Here is a 22,061-nt window from a genome sequence, read left to right as displayed (position 1 = left end):
ACTGATTAAAAAATTAATGGGGTATGGATAAAGAATAATAGGGTATTGATTAAAGAATAAAACCATAAAGGGAAGATAAGGCAAACATCAGAGGAGATGAAATCAATGGGTGTGGAAGAAACCATAAGAGAAATTGCAGGTGAACTTGAGAAAATCGCGACCACAAAAACTGTCGTTGGAGACCCTATTGCCGCTTCAGGAAAGACGATCATTCCAATCTCGAGAATTTCCATGGGCTTTGGAGCCGGGGGTGGGGAAGGCAAAAAAGACAATGAGTCCGGGTACGGCGGAGGCGGCGGGGCCGGGGCCAAAATCGAACCAGTTGCCTTCATTGTGATTTCGGCTGAGGAAACAAAGATCTTCCGGATTTCTGAAAAAAGCGATGTAGGAAAACTTCTAGAAGTCATTCCTGAAGTCATTCCTGAAATGGCTGAGAAGCTCAAGGCTGTAATGAGCAAGCACAAAAAGGAAGAGAATACCTCAGGAAAAATGGAAGGTAAAGAGGCAATGGAAGGTAAAGGGACTGCTGAGGAAAGCATGGAGTGCGGGACCGATTCGGCGGCAGGCCCGGAGTAAAAGCCGCCTGATCCAGCCGCCTGATCCAGCCGCCTGATCCAGCCGCCTGATCCAGCCGCCTGATTCTTGAGTTCCAGAAAAAAGAAAGTCTTGTAATTCGCTGAAGAAAATACCCGGATACTGAACCGGATACTCTGAAGAATAGAGGGCCGGAGACATAACTGGAAACTCTGGGGAAAAGGCCCGGAACTGGAAGGTTTGATTTATGAGGACAGGCAGGGCTGTCCCGTTTTTCCCTGATCAATTTAATAATTGAATATGCTGCTCGTATACCTTGTTTTTTTCTTTCTTCTTTTAATTTTGTTTATGCTGCTCACGAAAATAGGGTTGACTCTGGACCTGAAGGCAAGTAGCAGGGAAGCACAGCATGAGTTTATAGGCAAATTCAATGTAAAGTGGCTTCTTTTTTCCCATACTTTCTCATTCGGGGAGCCAGAGGAAAAAGAAGGCTGGCCTGAATCTGGGGTAAAAAAAGAAGAGAAAGGGAAAGAAGGAAGAAAAGAGGATAGGGAAGCCGAACGGGAAGCGGAAAGGGGCGTTGAGAGGGACATTGAAAGGGAAGATAAGAGGGAAAGAGAAAAGGGAGCTGAAAGGGGAGCTGAAAGTGGAGAGGAAAGGGGAGCAGAAAGGGAGACTAAAAAGAGAGAGAAGGGTGAATTTGGGGAAAAAGAAGTAATAAAAGAATTTGGAAACAAAAAAGGGGTCATAAAAGAAATTAAAAAGGAGAAAAAAGAAGCCAAAAAGGAGAAAAAAGAAGCTAAAAAGGAAAAAAAATATGGGGAATTCAAGGAAAAGTTTTACTGGGGCCTGAGAGCTTTCCGAATTCTCCGGCAGCCTTTATTCCGCTTCTTTTCTGACCTGCTGAGGGGGATAAATATCCGGCACCTGGATGCCTACATGGTTTTCGGTTTGCCCGACCCTGCGGACACAGGTATGGTTTGCGGCTTCCTGCACGGGCTTGCAGGAATTATTTACAGCAGGTGCAGGAAATGCAGGGTCTGCATAGAGCCGGTGTTTCTCGACCCCATGCTGGATTTCCGGGGAGACGCTCAAATCAGTATAAAAATATATTCTCTGATTTTTCCAATCATTAAATTTATAATTAACCGGAGAACTTTATATTTCACATATTTAATCATAAAGGAAAAAGTTAAGGGGCACCTGAAGGGTCGCTCCCAAGCTTTATGAATAAGTTAAGAGGATACAGATGGCTATGATTAAGATAGTGTCTCCATCCAGATTGCATCTTACCCTTATTGATCTCAATGCGGAGATCGGCAGGGTCGATGGAGGGGTGGGAATCACCCTTGAATCCCCGGGAATGGAACTTTCGGCAGTGAAAGCTGATGCTGTCGAAGTTGTTGGGGATTCCGTTCTGGCAGACAGGATGCGAAAAGCGGCTAAATCCATGCTCCCGGAAGGGCAGGGGATCAGGATCACTATTGAAAAGGATATTCCTGACCACGTGGGGCTCGGTTCGGGGACTCAAGCCGCACTTTCGGCAGCAGCTGCCGTAAATGAAGTTTACGGGCTTGGGAAAAGCATCCGGGAACTCGCAGTTGCTGTCGGGAGGGGTGGGACCTCCGGGATCGGGGTTGCTGCCTTTGAAAAGGGAGGTTTCATCCTGGACGGGGGGCACAAATTCAAGGATAAAGGTGCATTTTCCCCTTCGGCAGCCAGCCATGTGCCCCCGGGCCCTGTGCTTTTAAGGCAGGACTTCCCGGACTGGCCTATCGTCCTTGCAATCCCTGACATCAAGGGGGCTCACGATGCGGAAGAAGTGGACATCTTCAAAAAGGTCTGTCCCATCCCCCTTGCCGAAGTCCAGGAAGTTGCTCATGTGATTCTCATGCAGATGCTTCCGGCTATTGTAGAAAACGACATGGACAATTTCGGAAAAGCGGTAAACCACATCCAGGCAGTAGGTTTCAAACGGAGGGAGGTCGAACTCCAGCCCAGGCCCGTACTTGATATCATGGCTTACATGAGGGACAACGGGGCAAGTGGCGCAGGGGTCAGTTCCTTCGGGCCCGTGCTCTACGGGATTGCAGGAAGCAAGGCAGAAGGAGAAAAACTCCAGAAAGAGGTCCAGCGGATGCTTGACGAGTCCCTGGGCGGAGAAGTGCTGCTCACAAAGGCAAGGAACAGGGGCGCAGACATCTCCGGAGGCCCGGATTGAAACTCAATGCCTGGTTCGGAATTCTTGAAATCGGGGAGGACGGAAAAGTCCTTTCAGCCGATCTTCTTTCAAAGGATGTCAGGGAGCTTGCACAACGTTCCCTTACTCTTCGGGAGAGCAGGCAGGACCCCCCCCCGGCAGGTTTTGACCTGAGAGCTGCCGCGCTTGGGTGCGGGTTTATCGAATTTCCGGCCGAATACGATTCCCTTTTACATGAAGTTGCCCTGGAAGCTGTAAAGATCCAGGTTTCAGCTTCCCTTACTCCTGACCAGCGAATCATCCAGGCCGTAGAAGCTCTTGATGATATCAACGAGACCGCAAACTCCCTCTCGGAAAGGCTTTCCGAATGGTACGGGGGCTACTTCCCGGAAAGCGGGCTTGGAGGAGAAGCCCTTGCCTTTTTTGTTGCAAAATACGGTTCCCGGGAAAATGTGGGTCCTGACAACCCCCTTTATGCAAAGGCCCTGGACTCCATGGGCGCAAACCTCGAGGCTGAAGATGAAGCCCTGCTCAGGGGGTTTGCAGAGAGCGTGTGCAGCCTCTACGAACGGCGGAGACAGATCGAAACCTACATTGAGAGCAGCATGGAACGCATTGCTCCCAACCTTAACCTGGTCGCAGGCCCGATGCTCGGGGCAAGGCTCATAAGCATCGCCGGAAGCCTGGAAAAGCTTGCTCTTTTCCCCTCCAGCACTATTCAGGTAATCGGGGCCAGTAAAGCCCTTTTCAAACATCTCCGGTCCAGGGCTCCTTCCCCGAAGCACGGAGTCATCTTCAGCCACCCCCTGATCAACACCGCTCCCTGGTGGCTGCGGGGCAAGATCGCACGGGCCCTTGCCGCAAAACTTTCCCTGGCTGCTCGCCTTGACCTTTATTCCGGGAAAAAAGACCCTGCCCTTGCAGAGAAACTGGAAGAAAAGGTCCGGCAGATCAGGGCGTCAAACTCACGCCCCCCGCAAAAGAAGCCGGAAAGCGGGGCAAAACCCGGTGCAAAGAAAAAGAGGAGGAAGTAAATGCCCGAAATCAGGACGCTTTCGGAAGGGGTTTTCGAAATCATAAAAGACAAAAAACAGCTTGCCACAAGGAACCTGGACCCTGGCAGGACAGTCTACGGGGAAAAGTTAATCCCGGTAGAAGGGGTTGAGTACAGGGCATGGGACCCGCGCCGGAGCAAGCTGGGCGCCATGGTTCTCAAGAAGTTCGACATCCCTCTGAAAAGCAGCTCAAAAGTCCTTTACCTGGGGGCGGCCTCAGGCACAACGGTCAGCCATGTATCGGACCTTGTCTCCGAAGGGGCCGTGTATGCCGTTGAGTTTTCCGCAAGAAGTATGCGGGACCTCATAGGGCTTGCAGCCCGGAGGAAAAATATCCACCCTATCCTTGCCGATGCCGGGAAACCCGATAGTTACGCTCACCTTGTCGAGCCTGTCGATGTGATTTTCCAGGACGTTGCCCAGCCCAACCAGGCGGAAATAGCTGCAAGGAATGCGGCACGTTTTTTGAAAAAAGACGGGTATCTCATGCTTGCCATCAAGGCCCGGAGCATCGATACGGTAGCAAACCCGAAACAGGTCTTCAAAGAAGAAGTCAAAAAGCTCGAGCAGGCGTTTGAACCGGAGTTTGAGATCCTGACTGCCAGGGACCTGGCCCCCTACCATGAGGACCACCTTGGAGTCCTGGCAAAGTTAAAGAATAAAACCCATTTAGAATAACCCCATTTTCCGTATTTCTTTTTGGGAAACAGGTTCCTGAAAGGCCAGGAGCCTCTCTTCTCTTCACCTCTCTTCACCTCTTTATATTCACAAAAAGCCTTTTTTTGGTTATCGGGATCAGTTTTTTCCACTCCACCACCACATCTTCGCAAAAAACGTATTCGTCCACGGTCCTGTCCGAGAACTTCCCATCAACTTCATAAACGTAAAAACCTTCTTCCCCGTCCGTGGAGACGACCTTTACCCGGTCTCCCATTTTCCTTACCTCAACGGCGGCAACGCTTTTCAGGGCTTCAAGGAGAGTGGTGCCCTGTTCAACCTCAAGTTTCCGGTTTTCTGCAAAGTGGTCCATAAAAGAATAGATGTTGCTCAACTTGATGCCGATCATGTGCAGGTTCCCTAATTTTTTCCTCTCCACAAGTTCAGCCTCTTCCAGGACTTTCACATGCCTGGCAGCCACGGGTACGGAAATCCCGAGTTCCCTCGCCAGGGCTGATATATGTGTGTCCCCTTCACTCAGGCGTTCCAGAATGGAAAGTCGGGTGTCGCTTGAGATCGCTTTGAAGAGCTTCTCACCACCTCCATTCATGCCTGTATCTCTTACGGAACTTACTACCATAATGAGTCCCTATTTTACCTCCATTACTTATAATTATTGCTTTAATTAAACACAAGTAATATTTATTTTTCATCTTTTCATTCACTTTTTAATTTCATATTTTATCAAATTTACTTGTATTTTGTTTTTAGTTCCCTCATTTCTCTCCCAATGGCCTGGATGTTAACGGGGTTAATTGTGGCATAATTTATGTTAAAACTTGATTTATTTTTAACATCAAGTCGCTTGTTATTTTTTTTCATTGGGTCTTATTCTTCTTTTCCCCTCTTTAATTACAATTTTTAAAATCTTCCCTCTCTCCTTTATGTCTGGTTTGTAGGAGGATGTGAACTGTTAATAATCTGAAAAATCACTGTCATCTGACGTGTCGTTAGCATAAATACTAACGATCGTTAGCCAAAAACCAGTTTTTATTTAATTCCATCCTAAATGCTCAGAAGATAACATGGACTCTGCGGCATTAACTGTTATTGGGATTTTAATAGGTATCCTTATCTTCGGGCTTAAAACTGGATTAGGTTGCGGATTTTCAAACCTCAAAACGAGAGAAATCCTTGCAGTCGGAAGCAGTTACTTCTTTTTGGCCCTGGTTTTCGGAACTGTTGTTGACCGGATAAACATGGATAGTTTTGAAAAAATTTCTTCTATGGGTATGGGAATTCATGTCTTAGTGTCCCTGCTTCTTATTGGGGCCGGGATTTACACCCAGAAAAAATGGAACTCCGGTAGGGATGTTTCAAGGCACACCTTCCTCTTTATCTCAATGCCCTGCCCTGTCTGCCTTGCGGCTCTTGCAGTCTCCTGCATGCTACTGGCTTCTACCCTCGACATTGGAGGGCTGAAGATCGGACTTCTTGTAGGGACTGCTTTTTTTGTGGCGGTTGTAGGCTCTTCTCTCCTATTTAGGAAGATGGGCAAGACCCCCGAGACCCTGGGGACCGTCATGATGCTCATCGGGATCTATTACCTCCTCGGTGCTTTGCTTATCCCTGCCTACATGAAAACGAAACAGCTGCACCTTACGGCTCTGGACGGAGGCAGTTCCGGAGTGGTTCCCCTCCTGATACTGGGGCTCATTATTCTTGGAGGGTTTTTCCTCGGGCATGTGAGGTCTGAACAATGAGCACGGGCCCTCTCTTTGAGATGATGTATACCTTTTCCTCAGCCCTGCTCTATCCGGTAATCCTGGTTCTGATGCTCCTTGTGCTCTCCTCCCTGATTCTTATCGGGGAATTTCTCTCGGAGTACGCAAAGCGGCACAGGGACAGGGCCGGTCTGGAAGTACATTGCAAAGGTCTCAGGAAAGCGTGTCGGAATTCAAACTTTTCGGAGGCTTCCGGGATTCTGGAGAACATAAAACAGAACTATATGGTAACTTCCTTTTCAAAAGAAGCTTCGAAGTACCTTAACGACCTGAACTTCCCGGCTATCGAAAGGCTTGCCGAGGACTATGAAATCAGAATGGCCAAACGCCTTGAGCACACGAAGATCGTTGCAACTATTTCCCCCATGCTCGGGCTCATGGGAACCCTCATCCCTCTCGGTCCGGCCCTTATCGGGCTTTCAAGCGGAGACATTGCCACACTTGCAAACAACCTGATGATCGCTTTTGCCACCACGGTCGTCGGCCTGTTTGCCGGAATCATCGGCTATGTCCTGACCCAGGTCAGGAGGCGCTGGTACTGGGAAGACATGTCAGATATCGATTACATCCTTGACACAATCGAAGAAAAAGCCGGAGAGTAAGGATGAGACGAAAATCAAGACGCTACCACCGGACGGGCCTCCTTGCAGACCCTGAAGAGCAAAACCCCCTTACCGGGGTTGCCAACCTTTTCGACGTGGCAATGGTCTTTTCCGTGGCCCTGCTCGTGGCCCTGGTAATGTCCTACCAGCTCCCGGAACTCCTGAACCCCAATGAAGATATTACAATCGTGAAAAATCCGGGAGCTCAGGATATGAAAATCATTATCAAGGAAGAAGGGCGGCCCATTGAAGTCCTGAACATGACCGATAACATCGGAGGAGGGACGGGAGAAGCTCTCGGGACAGCTTATAAACTGGCTGACGGCAGGGTTATCTACGTGCCTGAAAGTGCTGAAGGTAACGAGACATCTGCCTCGGATTAATTTTTTTCAAAATTTAAATCAACTATATCTGATTTAAAACACCTTTACTTTAGTTCCTCGCATTGAAATTAAATTCTATTTACAAAAAACCCCTGCCGGAAGTTCTCTTTATTCTATGGGATTAGTGAGAGCTTTCGGTATTTTCGAGGAAAGCGAATGATCAAACGATGGATTTTTTGGTAATATGAGTTGAAGGCAGCATCCCCGAGCAGCCAGCAAGCAAAGTGGTGGATGTCCTGCATATTATTGAGGAGATAACATGCAACATAAACACATACCAACATTAATCTTAAGCCTGTTGTTGTTAGTTTCATTAACAACTGTTGTATCCGCAAATTCTAATGAGCTGACTTTTGTTCTTGGAACCGATGAAAATTATCAGTTCCTTGTAAATGCAAAAACAAATAGTTCGGTTAACCTCCAGATCTATGATCATGAACACGTTCCTGATCTGTCAAATGCAAGCGTTGTATTCCTTGCTTCACTAAATGACAGCACTCTTTTGAATTTAAATCTAAACGCAAGTGCAGTCGTTTGCGGATATAATTTATCAAATTCGTCCGTTATAAACACACCGGACAATAATCTCACAAAGTACTGGGTGTATGGCGGAGATTCGAATATTGCTAACATGGTACTTTACATGGATCACTATTTACTTGGTAATTCTACCAATTCCTATGATCTGCCAGAGCCACCTGAAGATAGAATTAATATTACATATATCACAGGTGCCAGCGGGGTAAAAGCAGGTTTACTCCTGGTAAATGATGATCCTCTGATAAGCAAATATGTTCGGGTCAATGTAGTCACTTCAGTAGATGAGATGCCAGCAAGTCTGGTCACAGAATACATCATCATGCTTGAAATGCTAAGTTCCGACTGGATATCATCTGCAACGTACCTTTCGACGGAGGCTATGGAACAAAATAATGCTACCGTACTAACTCTACATACCAGTTTAATAGAAGGTTTTGGCAATGTCAATACATCTTCGACGGAGTTTGAAACTATTGAAGAGTACTGGGTGTATAAAGGCGAGGAGAACATGCGCCGTCTCACAATATTCCTTGCTGCCACCTACAAAGACGCACCGCTGGAAATACTTGATCCGGTGCCAAGGTCCGTATATGGTTTTTATCATCCCGACGCACCTGAAATATACCAGACAACTGAAGAGTATCTGGAGTGGTACGCTTCAACCGGCAAATACAACCCTGATAACATTACCGTAGGAATACTGGATTATCAGGTTCCTTCGGACTCACTCACCTCTAAAGTTGAAGATGCCCTTATCAGTGAGATAGAATCAAGGGGATGTAATGCAATGTTTGCCTCATTCAATGTCCAAGATATGAGTTCACTGGAGTATTTCATGCCAAACGGAACTCCTGTTGTAGATGCTGTTATTTCACTGAGAGGCTATTCCCTTGGGCAGGCCAATAAAGACATCACCTCCGAGATGGTAATTGATTATTTCAATATGATGAATGTACCTGTACTGCACGGAATCAATTGTTTTTATGATACGAACGGTGCTACCTATCAGGGTTCAAAAGAAGACTGGGAAAACACCGGTATCGGTTTATCCTCGGATGATATTGCCCGTAATATAGTTCTGCAGGAGTTTGAAGGCATATTTGAACCAATTATCCTCAGCTGGAAGAATAGAAACGATGATGGTGTAACATACAATGTTGACCCTCTCGAAGATCATGTTGAGTGGCTGGTTTCCCGCAGTATCAATCACGCGCGGCTTGGAGAAACCCCTAATTCCGAAAAGAAGGTTGCCATCCTTTATTACAACCACGGCGGAGGTAAAAACAACTTTAATGCAATGTATCTGGATGTGCCTGAGAGTCTCTGCAATCTTGTAGAAGCTATGAATGCTTCCGGATATGATACCGGGACAGAGCCAATTCCAAACGAGACCGAACTTGTGGATCTGATGATCCTTCAGGGAAGGAATATTGGTACCTGGGCACCCGGGGAACTTGAAAATATGGTTGCCACCGGGAAAGTAGTGCTGTGGCCTGTTGAGGAATACATGAAATGGTTCAGTGCTCTTCCGGAAGAGAATCAGGAAGATATTATTGACCAGTGGGGTCCGGCTCCCGGCGAGATAATGGTATATAATAATGAATCCGGAAACTACTTCGTTATCCCGCGCATCGAGTTTGGTAGTATTATACTCGGCCCGCAACCGACCAGAGGATGGGACCAGGATGCAGATGCTTTATATCATAACGCATCACTTCCCCCGCATCACCAGTACCTTGCCTATTACCTGTGGCTCCAGCACGAGTATGAAGCTGATGCCATAATGCATTTAGGAACACACGGTACGCAGGAATGGCTACCAGGTAAAGACGTGGCATTGTCCAGATATGACTGGCCTGCAGTGATGGCAGGAGAAGTACCGATAATCTATCCATACATAATGGACGATGTAGGTGAGGGAATACAGGCAAAAAGACGTGGAAGTGCACTTATTTTGGACCATTTGACCTCGCCGATTATTGAAGCCAGATTATATGGTGGTTACGAAAACCTGTCAGATTACATCAAACAGTACAACGATGTAAGCATTGATGAAATTATAAAGGCACAATACAGGAATCTCATAGTTCAGGAATACACTGAGCTTAATATAGTCGACGCCCTCGGAACGGACACGGAATCATTGAGCAATATGACCGAAACCGAATTTGATACGTTCCTCGAAGATTCCCTTGAACCTTATCTGGAATCACTCGAAACGGCCAGTATGCCATATGGCATGCATGTCCTTGGTGAACAACCACCCGAGGAACAAACAATAGGCATGATACGCTTAATGCTCGGAGATGATTACATCGATACTGTTGATTCCATTAATAGCTCTGCGAACGTATCTACCCTCTTGCTAGAAGAAGTTCTCTTAAATAACGCATCTGTAACTGATGCACAGGACCGGATACTTGGAACTACAGATCCGAACGTGACAACATATCTTGAACAGGCTGCCGTATACTATCAGAATATTCTTGATTGTAAACAGGAAATACCAAACATACTCCGTGCACTGAATGGTGGATATATTGAACCGGATAGTGGAAACGATCCTATAAGAAGCCCCAATTCCCTGCCAACAGGTATCAATTTCTATTCACTTGATTCACGCACTGTACCAGGATATGCCGAGTGGCTGGCAGGTGTGAATATTGCAAACCAGACAATTGAGCTATATCAGGGAGAACATGATGGGGCATACCCGGAGACCATAGCTTTTGTTGCATTCTCGACTGAGCTTATTCGCAACAGAGGAATAACAGAAGCTGAAGTTTTGTATCTGCTTGGTGTTGAACCTGCTTGGGATAAAAATGGCAGGATTAACCTGCAAGGTTTTACTGTGATCCCTGAAAGTGAGCTGGGAAGACCAAGAATAGACATTCTTTACGTATCATCCGGGTTGTACAGGGATATGTATCCTGATAAGCTGGAGATGATAGATTATGCTGTACGGCTTGCAGCAAATGCGGAAAACTCCACATATCCTAACTATGTGAAACAGCATTCTGAAACAATGTACCAACAGTTGATCGCGCAGAACTATACGGAGGAAGAAGCAAAGCTGCTTTCAGAATCCAGGGTGGTCAGCCGCCAGTCAGGTGTTTACGGAACCGGGCTTGAGGATTCGATAGGAGCAAGTGAAACATGGGATGACGAATCAAAGCTTGCTGAACTCTTCATAGACAATCTGGACAACTTCTATGGAGTTGACATTTGGGACAAATCAAATACAGATGTGTTTAAATCGATTCTGGGAACAGTTGATGTAGCTGTAAAATCAGATGCCAGCAACCTCATGGGTCTTGTGGATAATGATGATTTCGTATCCTGGCTAGGAGGACTTGCACTTGCAGTAAGGGATGTGTCCGGTGCGACGCCTGATCTGTACGTCAACAATTTCATCGACTCGAACGATCTTGTAACGGAAAAATTAAGTACGGTGCTGACCCGGGAACTGACCACCCGTTACTTCAATCCAAGCTGGATCGAGGGAATGATGGAAAGCGGCTTTGCAGGAGCCCAGGAGATGGACAGGTTTGTTGAATTCCTATGGATGTGGGAAGTAACAACTCCTGAAACGGTTTCGGATTCTGCGTGGCAGAAGATATACGAGACCTATGTACTGGATTCACAAAACCTCGGACTTGAGGAGTTCTTTAAGGAAAATGCCTATAACTATCAGTCCATCACCGCACAATTGCTGGAGGTTTCCCGGAAAGGCTACTGGGATGCTTCCGACGAAGTCATTCAAACTCTCGTGAGTGAGTATGTGGAATCGGTGGTCGAAAACGGCGTCACCTGCTGTCACCATACCTGCGGCAATGCCCTGCTTGATGAATATATACAGGGTGTTATGTCTGTCCCGGGTGTTGTCGACCCGGATACTGCAAAAGAATACGAGAGGCTGATGCAGGAGGCAACACAGAGGGAGCCTGTGCAGTCCAGTACGAGCAGCAGCAGCCACAGCAGCCACAGCACCGGAAGTGCTACTGTGGTAGATTCTACCGGCAGCAATTCCGGCAACCAGACTGCCGTATCTGATGCAGGCTACGGGACCAGTGTTGAGCAGGCTCCAGCACCTTCAAAGGGTTCGGAGCAGGCAAGCGACTACGTTGAAGGCTATGAGATGACAAAGGAGACTGTCGAAAAAGAGTCCGGTGGCATGTCGTTCTCAGGTGCTGATGCAGTGGGCACTTTGTTCGTGCTCGTAGCAGCAGGAGGAATCTATCTGGGGATGCGGAAAAAGAAGTTTTAAGGTATGTTTCAGAAAAGCGGCGCGATATTATGCGCCGTATTTTCTTTTTTGGGCTTACAGGCATTATTTTTTATTCCTAAATCATCTTGCCTTTTTTATATTCCTTTTTTTGCAGTTGTATCGGAAACATGCGGTCGGCTATTACTACTTCAACTTGACTTTCAAAGATTTCTAAAAATTTAAATTTTTCTTTAAATTTTCATCATCAATCGCCATCATCATTTTTTTTGAATTATAGTCCCCTTTAGTACTGTATGGTTTTTTTAGAAAGGAAAAATAAAGATGGTAAACAATGTTGGTATATCTCCGAGCGAAAGCTGGTTGATGAAAAGGTTAAACGTACCAAGCAAATCTACCTTGGAACCGCAGAAAAAATCATGGGACTAAATGAACAGGCTGCAGAATTACCATACATCAAACTAAAATCCTTCCAGTATGGAAAAACTGCAGCCATGCTCTCCATATCTGATGGCTTAAACTTTATTGAAACCGTAAACAAACACACCAACAAAGAGAAAATAGAAGGCTTAACCGTCGGTGAATATCTCCTTTTAAACATCATTGGAAGATGTGATGGAGCACTATCAGAGAATGCTATGCAGAAGTGGTTCAGTAATTCCTCATTGAAGCTATTGTGGGATTTTCCACACAAACTTACCTGTCAAAACTTCCTCAATCACTACAAATACATAGATCATGAAACCGGCAAGAAAATCGAGATGATGATGGAAGAGATGAATGCAAAACAGGCCAGATTGGTTTCTTTACTGTATTTGGGGAAATTTATGGATAATTAGGTAAATCGATATCAAGAGGATATATTAGTTGGTGGGGACTATACTTATTGGGTATCTTGATATTGATTTTAACCTCTTCTTTGAAAGTCAAGTCAGAACAACAAACTCAGGATAACGTCTCCTTGAATACTTTCATCCCGCTTCCTCAACGGTTAATATCCTGAAAAACAATCTACTTCCCACTTACTAAAAAACAACCGAGGTCCCCCCTTGAAAAGAGAAAAAGAGGAAATTATCGTCCTTGTCAAAGCAACCCCGGAAAAAAGCAAAATGCATGGACACGTTGTAGGAGTTACCGGCATCAACAAAGAAGGAGAACTAAGGAGACTGTATCCCCTTAAATCCAGATATGGCGAAGGGCTGGTTGATTTCGGAAAGAACGATCGACTGGAGGTCACGGTTACAAAGCCGGAGCACGACCTGAGATGGGAGAGCAGGAAGGTGCTTGACTATGTGAACCTGGAACAGCCCCTGAAGGACAGGGAAGTAAGGGAGCTGATCCTGCCGCTGGCAACGTCAGTGGAGAGGTTGAATATCGAAGGGGCAAGCCTTGGGGTTGTGAAGCCTGAAATTCTGGATGTTGAGGTAAAGGTAAACAGTACCGAAGTCCACGACAGGCAGCAGTACTTTTCCCTCATGGGGGATTTCCTGGAAAAGCGGGAAAGAGGCAAAATACCGGTGGAGATAAGGTACGTTTTCAGGTGCGAGGGAGAGGAAGCCTGCAGGGGACACAAAGTCATCGTGCTGGACTGGGAACTAAACGAAACCGTGCGTAAGATAATGAGGAGCGAAAGAGATGGGGGAGTGATTGAAAAGAAGATACTTGAACAGCTCTTTGGCCTTCTGGAAGAGAAGGAATTATACTTTATAATGGGGACACACCACAGGTACGGGACCTGGATGGTCATGGGGGTATTCTGCCCGGAAAAAGATATCATAAACCAGAGAAGCCTTCATGATTTCGAAAAGATGGAAACTGTTGCAGCAGAATAGGGGACATGAATTGCAGAATCTCAAATCCTGAAAACAGGATCAAAAGAGAAGGAGATATAAATATATAAGATAAGAAAAAATAACCGGGTAGTAGACCTGAATATATTATGAATATGTTTAATAGAAGTGAGTAATCGGATATCAATCAGGATGTCATATCAACCAGGATATTAACTGAAAATATCAAATAAAGATAGTTACGGATATCAATTGCTCAAAACGAAGGGATCTTTAATAAACCGCAAATCTAATCTGAAACTGAGAGGCTTCAAAAAACCCCTTGCCAGCTTAATTTTCATTCTCCTGATCCTCACTTCTCTATCAGTAGTAAATGTGCTCGCCGATACGTCTGCAGCCATCCCCGCCCAGATGGGAAGTGGGGAGAATTTAACCATTCAGCAGAACACATCCACAGATGAAGAGCTCAAAAATGCAGTCAAAGAAGCGGCTGATTCAGGGAAAATCGAAATAATAACTATCCCCAACGGCTCAGAAATATACATAAATGGCGTATTAATGGGAACTACCCCCGCCCGGCTAACCGATGTACCATCAGGATTCTATGAAGTGGTACTGAAGCAGGAGGGATATAACGACGTCTTCGAGCGCGTTCTTGTTAAAGGAGCCGGAGAACCGGAAGTAATCTCAAAAAAGCTCAGCCTTAAAGAGGGAGTCTGCAGCATTTCTTCCAAGCCCAGCGGGGCAAGAGTTTACTTTGATGGGAAATACAAAGGAACCACACCTGTGGCCTTCCATACAGAGGAGGGGACATACCCGTTAAAAATCAAGAAAACCGGGTACGGGACGGTTTCAAAAGAAGTGAACGTTTCCTACGATGAGCCTTTCATACTTAAGGAAGAGCTTCATCCGAGCATTTTCGTATACCTTGCCACTGCCCTGATCCTATTTGTAGGTGTCGTATTCGTAAAAAAGAAGCCGGAGATTCCGGAAATTAAGCTCCCAGTTGGGAACGGCTCACTGGAAAAATACGAACAGAAACTCAGGACAGTTGGGAAAAGAGAAAAGAAAGAGAAAGGGAAAAAACGGGAAACCTCTTCCTTCAGAGAGGAAGAAAGCCCAGGGAAAGTGAAAGTAGAAGCAGGAGCAGAACCTATCAAACTTGTTGAACTGGAAAAAATGCCCGAACCGGAATTCAGGTATACCGTCAAAAAGAGAGAAAAATATTAAAAATAATTGGAAAGAGTAAGAAAAAAAGTGAAAAATATTATTTTTCTTTTAACCCTCAAACTCTTTTTCTAAGAAGGCTTCGAGCCGGTCCATACCCTCTTTTATGTTTTCAAGGCTGTTGGCATAAGAGAAGCGCAGGTAGCCTTCTGCCCCGTTTCCGAAGTCGATTCCAGGAGTTACTGCGACTCCGGCTTCGTTGAGGATGCGGCGGCTCAGTTCCAGGGAGTCGTTGCTGAACTTGCGGGCGTCAGCAAGGACATAGAAGGCACCCATGGGTTCACTGCGGACGTCCAGGCCCATGCCTATTAGCCTCTTGAGCATGTACTGGCGACGCACATTATAGGTCTGGACCATCTCAGCCACATGGTCCTGGGGGCCTTTTAAGGCTGCTACTCCGGCTTCCTGGACAAAAGAATTAGCGCAGATGAAGAAGTTCTGGTGAATTTTCTGAAGCGCACGGATGCATTCCCTTGGGCAGATGATATACCCTAGCCTCCAGCCGGTCATTGCATAAAGTTTGGAAAAGCCATTCAGGACGAAGGCGTTGTCCGTGTATTCCAGGATGCTGTGCTCTTCCCCACTGTAGATCAGGCCCTGGTAGATCTCATCGGAGACGATGGGAATGCCTCTTTCATCCGCTATTTCGGCAAGGCCCTGCAGGCTTTCCGAGGACATGACATGGCCGCTTGGGTTTGAGGGGCTGTTGATGAGAATTGCTTTGGTGTAGGGGCTCAGGTACTGCCGCACAGTCTCAGGGTCAAGGGCAAAACCGTTTGTTTCACTTGTGTAGACATAGACCGGGGTCCCGCCAAGGTATTTCACAAAATTGGGGTAGCAGGCGTAGTAAGGGTTGGACATAATCACCTCGTCCCTCCGCTCAAGCAGGGCCATGAACACCATCAGAAGGCCCGGGCTTGTCCCGGAAGTAACGATCACCTGCTCGGGGCTCAGGTCGACTCCGAACTTCTTCCGGTAGGATTCGACTATTGCCTCCCTGAGAGGAAGGATCCCCTGGCTGTGTGTGTATTTCGTAGACCCATGGGTGATTGCGGTGCATGCTGCCTCGCAGATGTGAGGGGCCGTAGGGAAATCTGGTTCCCCTATCTCCAGGTGGATGATGTTTCTCCCCTCAGCTTCCAGGGCCTGGGCACTTTCCAGCACCTCCATTACGTAGAAAGGGGGAATATCCTCGGATTTTTTTGATAAGATGCATTCGGATTTCTTCGAAAACATAGAAGACCTTCTGAAAAGTGATTAACGTAAAAGCGATCGATGTAGAAGCGATAAATATACCTGAATTTGCGTATGCTTTCAAGATTTATATATTCTGTGGAGAAAATGGAAAAAGGAAAAATTTTGGACGAAGAAATGGACCCAAAAATAGAAAAAAATCCGAAAAGGACATGCCTGAGATGAAATCAGTTTTTTGGCATGATCTTTTCAATCACTTCCACCTCAGGCCCTTCCCAGCCCTGTTCCATGAGAACTCTTGCAAAATCCCTCTGGAACACCTGGAACTTTTCAAGGTTTTCAGGGATCACATTCAGATACTCGTAATCCCCATACGCCCCGGTGAAAAAGGAACAGACCGTTTCATCAAACTGTTCCTCGATTCGCTGGGGATACCAGAACCCGTTTTGTGAAAGCAAAACAAGGTTGGGGTCGGGAATAGGAGTATCATCCGAATAACTGTAAAGCCCCACAAAAATCTCTTCTCCTGACCTTGCGATCACAAATTTCTTTTCAAATCCGGGCTTCCCGAGTTTCAGGAACCACTCCCCTTTCAGAAGGTCTTCAATCCTCCTGATTACACCGTGGGCTCTCAGAACCCTTTCAGCCACCTGCTGGATTTTCAGGATCATAGTTTTGCGCTGCTCTTCTGGCATCTCAAGACAGGAGCCGCAGAATTCGGTTCCTGAAAACTGCATGGGATCGGCCCCCTTTTCATCTCCGGAGATTCCCTGCAAACCTTCTTTTCCTCCGGACTCCCTTTTTAAATCAGGCTGAATTTTCGAATATATCTGCCCCTCTTCAATCTCAGGATGTTTTACCACGGTTTTAGCACCCCCATTATGTATAGGACTGGATTGCCCATAAATATTGGGGAGCCGACTCCTGGATGCAGGGAAACTTAAACTATTTCCACTCACTACTTTTATTTTGGCGCTCTTTTACTTTGACGCTACTTTTGTTTTAACCTTTACTCGGATTTATCCTCCCGTCCTCTATGCCAGCATCGCCCGCTCTTTTCGGGCCTTCGGCGGAAAGCCACCTGACTCCAAGATACACAAAAGGCGTATCAAGAAGGGCAAAACAGACTTTAAGGACCCAGAGGGGCAGGACCATAGAAAGGACATAGAAGGCATCCAGCCCTGGAGTCAGGTGATAAAAACCGATAAACATGAACACGGTAGAATCAATAAGCTGGGAAACGATTGTGGAGAGGTTGTTCCTTAGCCAGAGGTGTCTGCCGTTGGTCTTCTGCTTCCAGAAATTAAAGGCCCAGAGGTCATGGTACTGGCTTATGAGAAAAGCAGTCATGCTAGCCAAAATAATGCGCATGGAATTTGAAAAGACGCTGTTATATGCTTCATTATTTAGATACACGGAAGCCGGAGGCAAGCCCGTACTTACAAATACGAAAAACACTGCAATGCAAAGGGACAGGAAGCCAGCATTCACAAAGACTCTGGTGACTTCCCTTCCCTTGACCTCTTCCACTATGTCTGTAATAAGGAAAGTCGGAGGGTATCCAAAAACACCTACTGACGTTACGATACCGAATACGTTAATCAGCTTGCTGCCAAGAAGATTTCCTATGAGCAGGGAACTGATAAATACCGTTAGCAAAAGCTGTATCTTGTAATCTGCAGTTTTCATGGGTTCTCAGAGGGTTTTAAGTGTATGACTATGGGGTTGAAAAGTGTATGGTTATGGGTTGAAGATAGAGTTGTGAGGTAAAGATATGGGTTATGGGTTGAAAGTAAGAATTCTGAGTGGCAATCTTGAGGGTCTGAGGCTCACAATTTGTTAAGATTTCTGTAGGTCCTATAGATATGGAGCTCCGGAAATTTATAAATTCACAGGAAAATAATTTGTGGGCAGAGGATTAGCCCGATAAAGAAGGTTACCTGAAGCGTTCAACCCTCCGAAAAAGGTTTTCAGGAGACCTGTCCACTTCATCGCAGATAACCCTGTGGGGTACAGAGGAAGGCAGAATCGAATGGGCCCGGGAATCCGTACCTCTGAGCCCCCAGGTTTCGTCTGTGAGCAGGAAGTAGGAATTTTCAAGCCTGACTCCCCTAGCTTCCAGGGAAGAGCGGATTTTGGGGTCATCGAGGTCTTTTCTTATTTCTTCTGCTGCCTTCACCTGGGTGCCGGCCCCTCCTTTTTTAATGAGGTAAAGCAGCTCATCGGACAGGATTTTTTCAAATGAGCGGATGACCACCCTGTAGCAGGTCTTTTTGTTGGTGGATTTTTCCTCTACTTTTTCCAGATAAAAAACACTGCTTCCTTTTTGGGCAATATCGGAAAGAATATCTTCCCTTCTCGAAAAAGACTCTACCTCAAAGGTAGGTATGTCCAGGAAATAGATAGGGAATTTTTTGGAGAGACTGTCAGCAGTTGCCTGGCGCACCTTTTCTCTTGGGATATATTCAAAACTCAGCCTTGCTACGGATTCGGAAAACTCTTTTTCAATTTCAGGCCCTTTTGCCTGAAATGCTTTTACAGCCTCCGTGGAATCATTATAAATGACAAGCTCCTTTTCTCCATCTGAAAAAATCTTAGCCAGGGCTACGGCAAAATTAAGGGCTGCAAGTTCGCATTCAAGGTTGCTGGAGGGGTCAGCCGGAACCTTTGTGGTGGACTGGTGGATCTGCCTGCTGTCCCGGAGCACCGTGCAGCCGATATATGAGTCCTCATTTTCATTGTAAGAAGAGTCGCAGTAGACTTCAAGCATGCTAGTTTTCACCTTTTGTTGAAAGAAAAATCCCGTGACGAAATTAAACTCAAACTATTGCACGAGAATTGGGTACTGATCGTATATGAGTATTGATAAAGAATAATCTTACAAAAATATTGTGATGATTGAGGGAAAGGTGAAGGAAGGGAAGAAGCGCGAAGTGATGAAAAGAATCAGAAAAGATGGGGAAGAAGGGATGAGAAGAATCAGAAAAGATGGGGAAGAAGAGATGAGAAGAATCAGAAAAGATGGGGAAGAGGGGATGAGAAGAATCAGAAAAGATGGGGAAGAAGGGATAAGAAAAATGAAAAAAAGGGATAAAGGAAAAAAGGTTGCAATCAGATAATGATTGCTGCGGCCCTTTCATCCTTTTCATCATCGAAGTCTGTTACGAGGGCTTCCGTGGTGAGAACCATGCCTGCGATTGAGGCTGCATTCTGGAGACCGCTTCTGACCACCTTTGTCGGGTCAATTACTCCTGCTTCGAAAAGGTCTTCAAAGACGTCTTTCTTCGCATTGTACCCGAAGCGTTCATTGGGCTCGGACCTGATGGTTGCCACAACCTCCGCCCCTTCCCTACCTGCGTTGGCGGCGATCTGACGGACAGGCTCTTCTATAGCCCTCTGTACGATCTTTACCCCCACCTGCCGGTCCCCTTCAAGGTTCAGGGCATCAAGGGTTGAGGCTGCCCGGAAGAGGCTGATTCCACCACCGGTGATCACACCTTCTTCAACTGCGGCTTTTGTGGCGTTAAGGGCATCATCGATCCTCATTCTTTTCTCCTTTAATTCGGTCTCTGTTGCAGCCCCTACCTTGATTACGGCAACCCCCCCACTGAGCTTTGCCAGGCGCTTCCGAAGTTCGGTCTTCCTGTAATCCGTATCGGCAATAGTTACCTGGGACTCTATGACTCTGACCCGTTCCCCAATCCGGGTCCTGTCCCCCCTGCCTTCCACAATTATGGTCTTCTGGTTATCAACCGTAACTTTCCGGGCACTGCCGAGCATGTGGTCACCGAACTCCTCAAGTTTCATGCCCTTTTCTTCACTGATGACCTGCCCGCCGGCAAGGGCTGCAATGTCCTCAAGCATCTCCTTTCTCTCGTTTCCGAAGCCAGGAGCCTTGACTGCACAGACTCTTAGAGCCCCGCGAATGATGTTAAGAATAAGGGCAGCCTGGGCATCCCCTTCAACGTCCTCAGCAATGATAAGGAGTGAGCGGCCTTCAGAAGCCACCTTTTCGAGTACTGGGACTATTTGCTTCATGCTTCCGATCTTCTTGTCGGTTATGAGGATGTAGGGCTCGTCAAACTCACAGACCATCTTTTCAGTGTCCGTAGCCATGTAAGGGGAAACAAAGCCCCGGTCGAACTGCATCCCCTCCACTACATCAAGACTGGTTTCCATGGTTTTGGAGTCTTCAACGGTAATGACTCCATTGTAACCCACTTTTTCCATTGCATCAGCGATAAGGTTCCCGATTTCTTCGTCATTGTTTGCAGAAATCGTAGCTACCTGGACTATGTTTTCCTTGCCCCTTACCTCAACGCTCTTTCCCTTGAGCTGCTCAACTACCTTTTCGGTTGCAATTTCAATCCCTTTCTTGACCTCTATAGGATTTGCCCCGGAACTGATGTTTTTGAGCCCTTCGCGGATCATGCTCTGGGCAAGGAGGGTCGCAGTGGTGGTCCCGTCTCCTGTGTTGTCCTGGGTCCTTGAAGCAACTTCCTTTACAAGCTTGGCCCCCATATTTTCGAACTTGTCGTGCAGCTCAATTTCCTTTGCAATTGTCACCCCATCGTTTGTGACAACAGGTTTTGTACTCTTGTCCAGCACCACATAACGCCCCTTTGGCCCGAGAGTGATCTTGACCGTGTTTGCGACTTTGTCCACACCGTTTAAAAGTGCTTTTCTCGCACTTTCATCAAACATGATCTGCTTTGAAGTCATCTTCAATCACCTTGAGTTTTCATCGCAGTTATGATCAAACATTTTCCAGAAATAAATCTGGATATACCTTTCTATCATTCATTCACAGGGTTCTTCGGAATTGGCAGGTTCTTCAGAATCAGCAGGTTCTTCGGAATCAGCAGGTTCTTCGGAATCAGCATATTAAACATCAGTCTTCCACTACAATTGCCAGAATGTCTTTGAAGTCGACAAAAATGTACTCTTCCTCATCAATTTCGATCTCGTCAACCTGGTACCCCCCGTAGATCACACGGTCGCCCTTTTTCAGGGGGAGGTTCTTCCCATCCTCAAAGGTCCCCACAGCTACAACGAGCCCTTCCTTCTTTTCCTTCTGTGCAGACTCCGGGATATAGATCCCGCCTTTCGTCACTGTTTCTTTCTTCTGGTGCTTTAGTAGTACACGTTCACCTATGGGTCTGATAATCACTCTAATGTTCCTCCTGTAATGCTTAAGTGGCTATGTTAACGCCAAATATTGCTACCTGATTTCGAATAAGTACACCGACACCTGCAAGCTAGGTATCGGATTGATGAACGTATTAAGCAGCCGAGTGCCCGACTATCTGCATATAATGCAAAACTTGTATTTAAAAATTGCCGAAAAAATAAACATGATGCTAAAAAAATCGAGATCATATCTACAAAAATAAAGAAAATATATATACAAGATACTTCCAAATAAGCCTTGATGGTTCAGCAGATAACTCTGAAAAACATTGAGAAACCCAATATAAAAAGCCTGGAAGAAGACCTCCAGTGGTTCTGCGACAGCTTTGGCTTTTCTTCGGGAAGGGACACCGAAAACACCGCCACAAGGATAATCTTCAACCTGCTCGAAAAACTCTCAAATGAGGAAATTATTTCTTCGGACTCCCTTGCCGAGGACCTGGAAATAAAAACCTCAAGGGTTAACCACCACCTTAGAAACCTTAATGAATCAGGCCTCCTTTACAGGAAAAAACGCCTGATTTACCTGCGCGGAGGCAGCCTGAAAGCTTCAGTCCAGGAAATGCGGAAGGATTCGGAGAGGATCCTGGAAGAACTGGAAAGCATTGCCGAAGAAATAGACACCCTGATGGGGCTCAAAAACAGGTGAACTGCCAGGAAGGTCCGGCAGGTGAAAAAGA

20 protein-coding genes and 1 pseudogene are annotated in these 22,061 nt (G+C 46.3%); 14 read left to right on the top strand and 7 right to left on the bottom strand.

The window, feature by feature from the left end:
* The first annotated feature begins 96 nt into the window (after positions 1-96).
* From FTO70_RS02800 to FTO70_RS02780, 5 genes are all read left to right on the top strand, one after another.
* Positions 97-576: a GerW family sporulation protein gene (locus FTO70_RS02800; RefSeq protein WP_255334174.1), complete on the top strand. Its 480-nt coding sequence runs from the start codon at positions 97-99 to the stop codon at positions 574-576.
* A 306-nt stretch (positions 577-882) separates the two neighbouring features.
* Positions 883-1,764, top strand: coding sequence for a DUF2953 domain-containing protein (locus tag FTO70_RS02795; RefSeq protein WP_255334173.1), 882 nt, complete (start codon positions 883-885; stop codon positions 1,762-1,764).
* A 25-nt stretch (positions 1,765-1,789) separates the two neighbouring features.
* The gene (locus FTO70_RS02790; RefSeq protein WP_255334321.1) at positions 1,790-2,755 is read left to right on the top strand and encodes a beta-ribofuranosylaminobenzene 5'-phosphate synthase; all 966 of its coding nucleotides are present in this window, start codon (positions 1,790-1,792) and stop codon (positions 2,753-2,755) included.
* The gene (locus FTO70_RS02785; RefSeq protein ID WP_255334172.1) at positions 2,752-3,768 is read left to right on the top strand and encodes an NOP5/NOP56 family protein; all 1,017 of its coding nucleotides are present in this window, start codon (positions 2,752-2,754) and stop codon (positions 3,766-3,768) included. The genes FTO70_RS02790 and FTO70_RS02785 overlap by 4 nt, the downstream gene beginning before the upstream one ends.
* A complete protein-coding gene (locus FTO70_RS02780; RefSeq protein ID WP_255334171.1) occupies positions 3,769-4,467 on the top strand; it encodes a fibrillarin-like rRNA/tRNA 2'-O-methyltransferase in 699 nt (232 codons plus the stop codon).
* Between the two features lie 73 nt (positions 4,468-4,540).
* Here FTO70_RS02780 and FTO70_RS02775 read toward each other — a convergent pair whose 3' ends face one another.
* Positions 4,541-5,086, bottom strand: coding sequence for a helix-turn-helix domain-containing protein (locus FTO70_RS02775; RefSeq protein WP_255334170.1), 546 nt, complete (start codon positions 5,084-5,086; stop codon positions 4,541-4,543).
* A gap of 445 nt (positions 5,087-5,531) precedes the next feature.
* Here FTO70_RS02775 and FTO70_RS02770 point away from each other — a divergent pair, with 445 nt between their 5' ends.
* The 7 genes and pseudogenes from FTO70_RS02770 to FTO70_RS02740 all read left to right on the top strand — a co-directional run bounded on the left by FTO70_RS02770 (position 5,532) and on the right by FTO70_RS02740 (position 15,000).
* Entirely contained in the window at positions 5,532-6,209 is a 678-nt protein-coding gene (locus FTO70_RS02770; protein WP_255334169.1) for a DUF2162 domain-containing protein, read from the top strand.
* Positions 6,206-6,832 (top strand): MotA/TolQ/ExbB proton channel family protein, encoded by a 627-nt coding sequence (locus FTO70_RS02765; RefSeq protein ID WP_255334168.1) that lies wholly within the window; start codon positions 6,206-6,208, stop codon positions 6,830-6,832. Before FTO70_RS02770 ends, FTO70_RS02765 begins: the two co-directional genes overlap by 4 nt.
* A gap of 2 nt (positions 6,833-6,834) precedes the next feature.
* The gene (locus FTO70_RS02760; RefSeq protein WP_255334167.1) at positions 6,835-7,215 is read left to right on the top strand and encodes a DUF2149 domain-containing protein; all 381 of its coding nucleotides are present in this window, start codon (positions 6,835-6,837) and stop codon (positions 7,213-7,215) included.
* 259 nt (positions 7,216-7,474) lie between these two features.
* Complete coding sequence (locus FTO70_RS02755) at positions 7,475-12,022, top strand: cobaltochelatase subunit CobN (protein ID WP_255334166.1); 4,548 nt, start codon at positions 7,475-7,477, stop codon at positions 12,020-12,022.
* A gap of 254 nt (positions 12,023-12,276) precedes the next feature.
* A pseudogene (locus FTO70_RS02750) lies at positions 12,277-12,741 on the top strand (IS1634 family transposase); the annotation flags it as partial.
* A 288-nt stretch (positions 12,742-13,029) separates the two neighbouring features.
* Entirely contained in the window at positions 13,030-13,812 is a 783-nt protein-coding gene (locus FTO70_RS02745; RefSeq protein ID WP_255334165.1) for a hypothetical protein, read from the top strand.
* A 333-nt stretch (positions 13,813-14,145) separates the two neighbouring features.
* Positions 14,146-15,000 (top strand): PEGA domain-containing protein, encoded by an 855-nt coding sequence (locus tag FTO70_RS02740; protein ID WP_255334164.1) that lies wholly within the window; start codon positions 14,146-14,148, stop codon positions 14,998-15,000.
* A 48-nt stretch (positions 15,001-15,048) separates the two neighbouring features.
* On the opposite strand, the gene FTO70_RS02735 is transcribed toward FTO70_RS02740, so the two are convergent.
* From FTO70_RS02735 to FTO70_RS02720, 4 genes are all read right to left on the bottom strand, one after another.
* Positions 15,049-16,233 carry a pyridoxal phosphate-dependent aminotransferase gene (locus tag FTO70_RS02735; protein ID WP_255334163.1) on the bottom strand — a complete coding sequence of 395 codons (1,185 nt, stop codon included), beginning with the start codon at positions 16,231-16,233 and terminating at the stop codon, positions 15,049-15,051.
* A 185-nt stretch (positions 16,234-16,418) separates the two neighbouring features.
* On the bottom strand, positions 16,419-17,054 hold the full coding sequence (locus FTO70_RS02730) for a hypothetical protein (RefSeq protein ID WP_255334162.1): 636 nt from the start codon (positions 17,052-17,054) through the stop codon (positions 16,419-16,421).
* A 139-nt stretch (positions 17,055-17,193) separates the two neighbouring features.
* Positions 17,194-17,880 (bottom strand): queuosine precursor transporter, encoded by a 687-nt coding sequence (locus FTO70_RS02725; RefSeq protein ID WP_255334161.1) that lies wholly within the window; start codon positions 17,878-17,880, stop codon positions 17,194-17,196.
* 247 nt (positions 17,881-18,127) lie between these two features.
* Complete coding sequence (locus FTO70_RS02720) at positions 18,128-18,961, bottom strand: ribonuclease H family protein (protein WP_255334160.1); 834 nt, start codon at positions 18,959-18,961, stop codon at positions 18,128-18,130.
* A gap of 124 nt (positions 18,962-19,085) precedes the next feature.
* On the opposite strand from FTO70_RS02720, the gene FTO70_RS02715 reads away from it, so the two are divergent.
* The gene (locus FTO70_RS02715; RefSeq protein ID WP_255334159.1) at positions 19,086-19,310 is read left to right on the top strand and encodes a hypothetical protein; all 225 of its coding nucleotides are present in this window, start codon (positions 19,086-19,088) and stop codon (positions 19,308-19,310) included.
* Here the strand turns inward: FTO70_RS02715 and groL are convergent.
* Together groL and groES are read right to left on the bottom strand one after the other, a co-directional pair.
* A complete protein-coding gene (groL, locus tag FTO70_RS02710) occupies positions 19,303-20,913 on the bottom strand; it encodes a chaperonin GroEL (protein WP_255334158.1) in 1,611 nt (536 codons plus the stop codon). The genes FTO70_RS02715 and groL overlap by 8 nt on opposite strands.
* Before the next feature lie 169 nt (positions 20,914-21,082).
* Positions 21,083-21,361 carry a co-chaperone GroES gene (gene groES / locus FTO70_RS02705; RefSeq protein ID WP_255334157.1) on the bottom strand — a complete coding sequence of 93 codons (279 nt, stop codon included), beginning with the start codon at positions 21,359-21,361 and terminating at the stop codon, positions 21,083-21,085.
* Positions 21,362-21,622: 261 nt separating this feature from the next.
* Between groES and FTO70_RS02700 the strand changes: the two genes are divergently transcribed.
* On the top strand, positions 21,623-22,030 hold the full coding sequence (locus tag FTO70_RS02700) for an ArsR family transcriptional regulator (RefSeq protein ID WP_255334156.1): 408 nt from the start codon (positions 21,623-21,625) through the stop codon (positions 22,028-22,030).
* Positions 22,031-22,061 lie beyond the last annotated feature (31 nt).

The organism is Methanosarcina sp. KYL-1 (assembly GCF_024372725.1).
Taxonomy (GTDB): Archaea; Halobacteriota; Methanosarcinia; order Methanosarcinales; family Methanosarcinaceae; genus Methanosarcina.
Note: the sequence above shows the minus strand (reverse complement) of the source record. Positions and strands in the feature narration are given on the sequence as shown.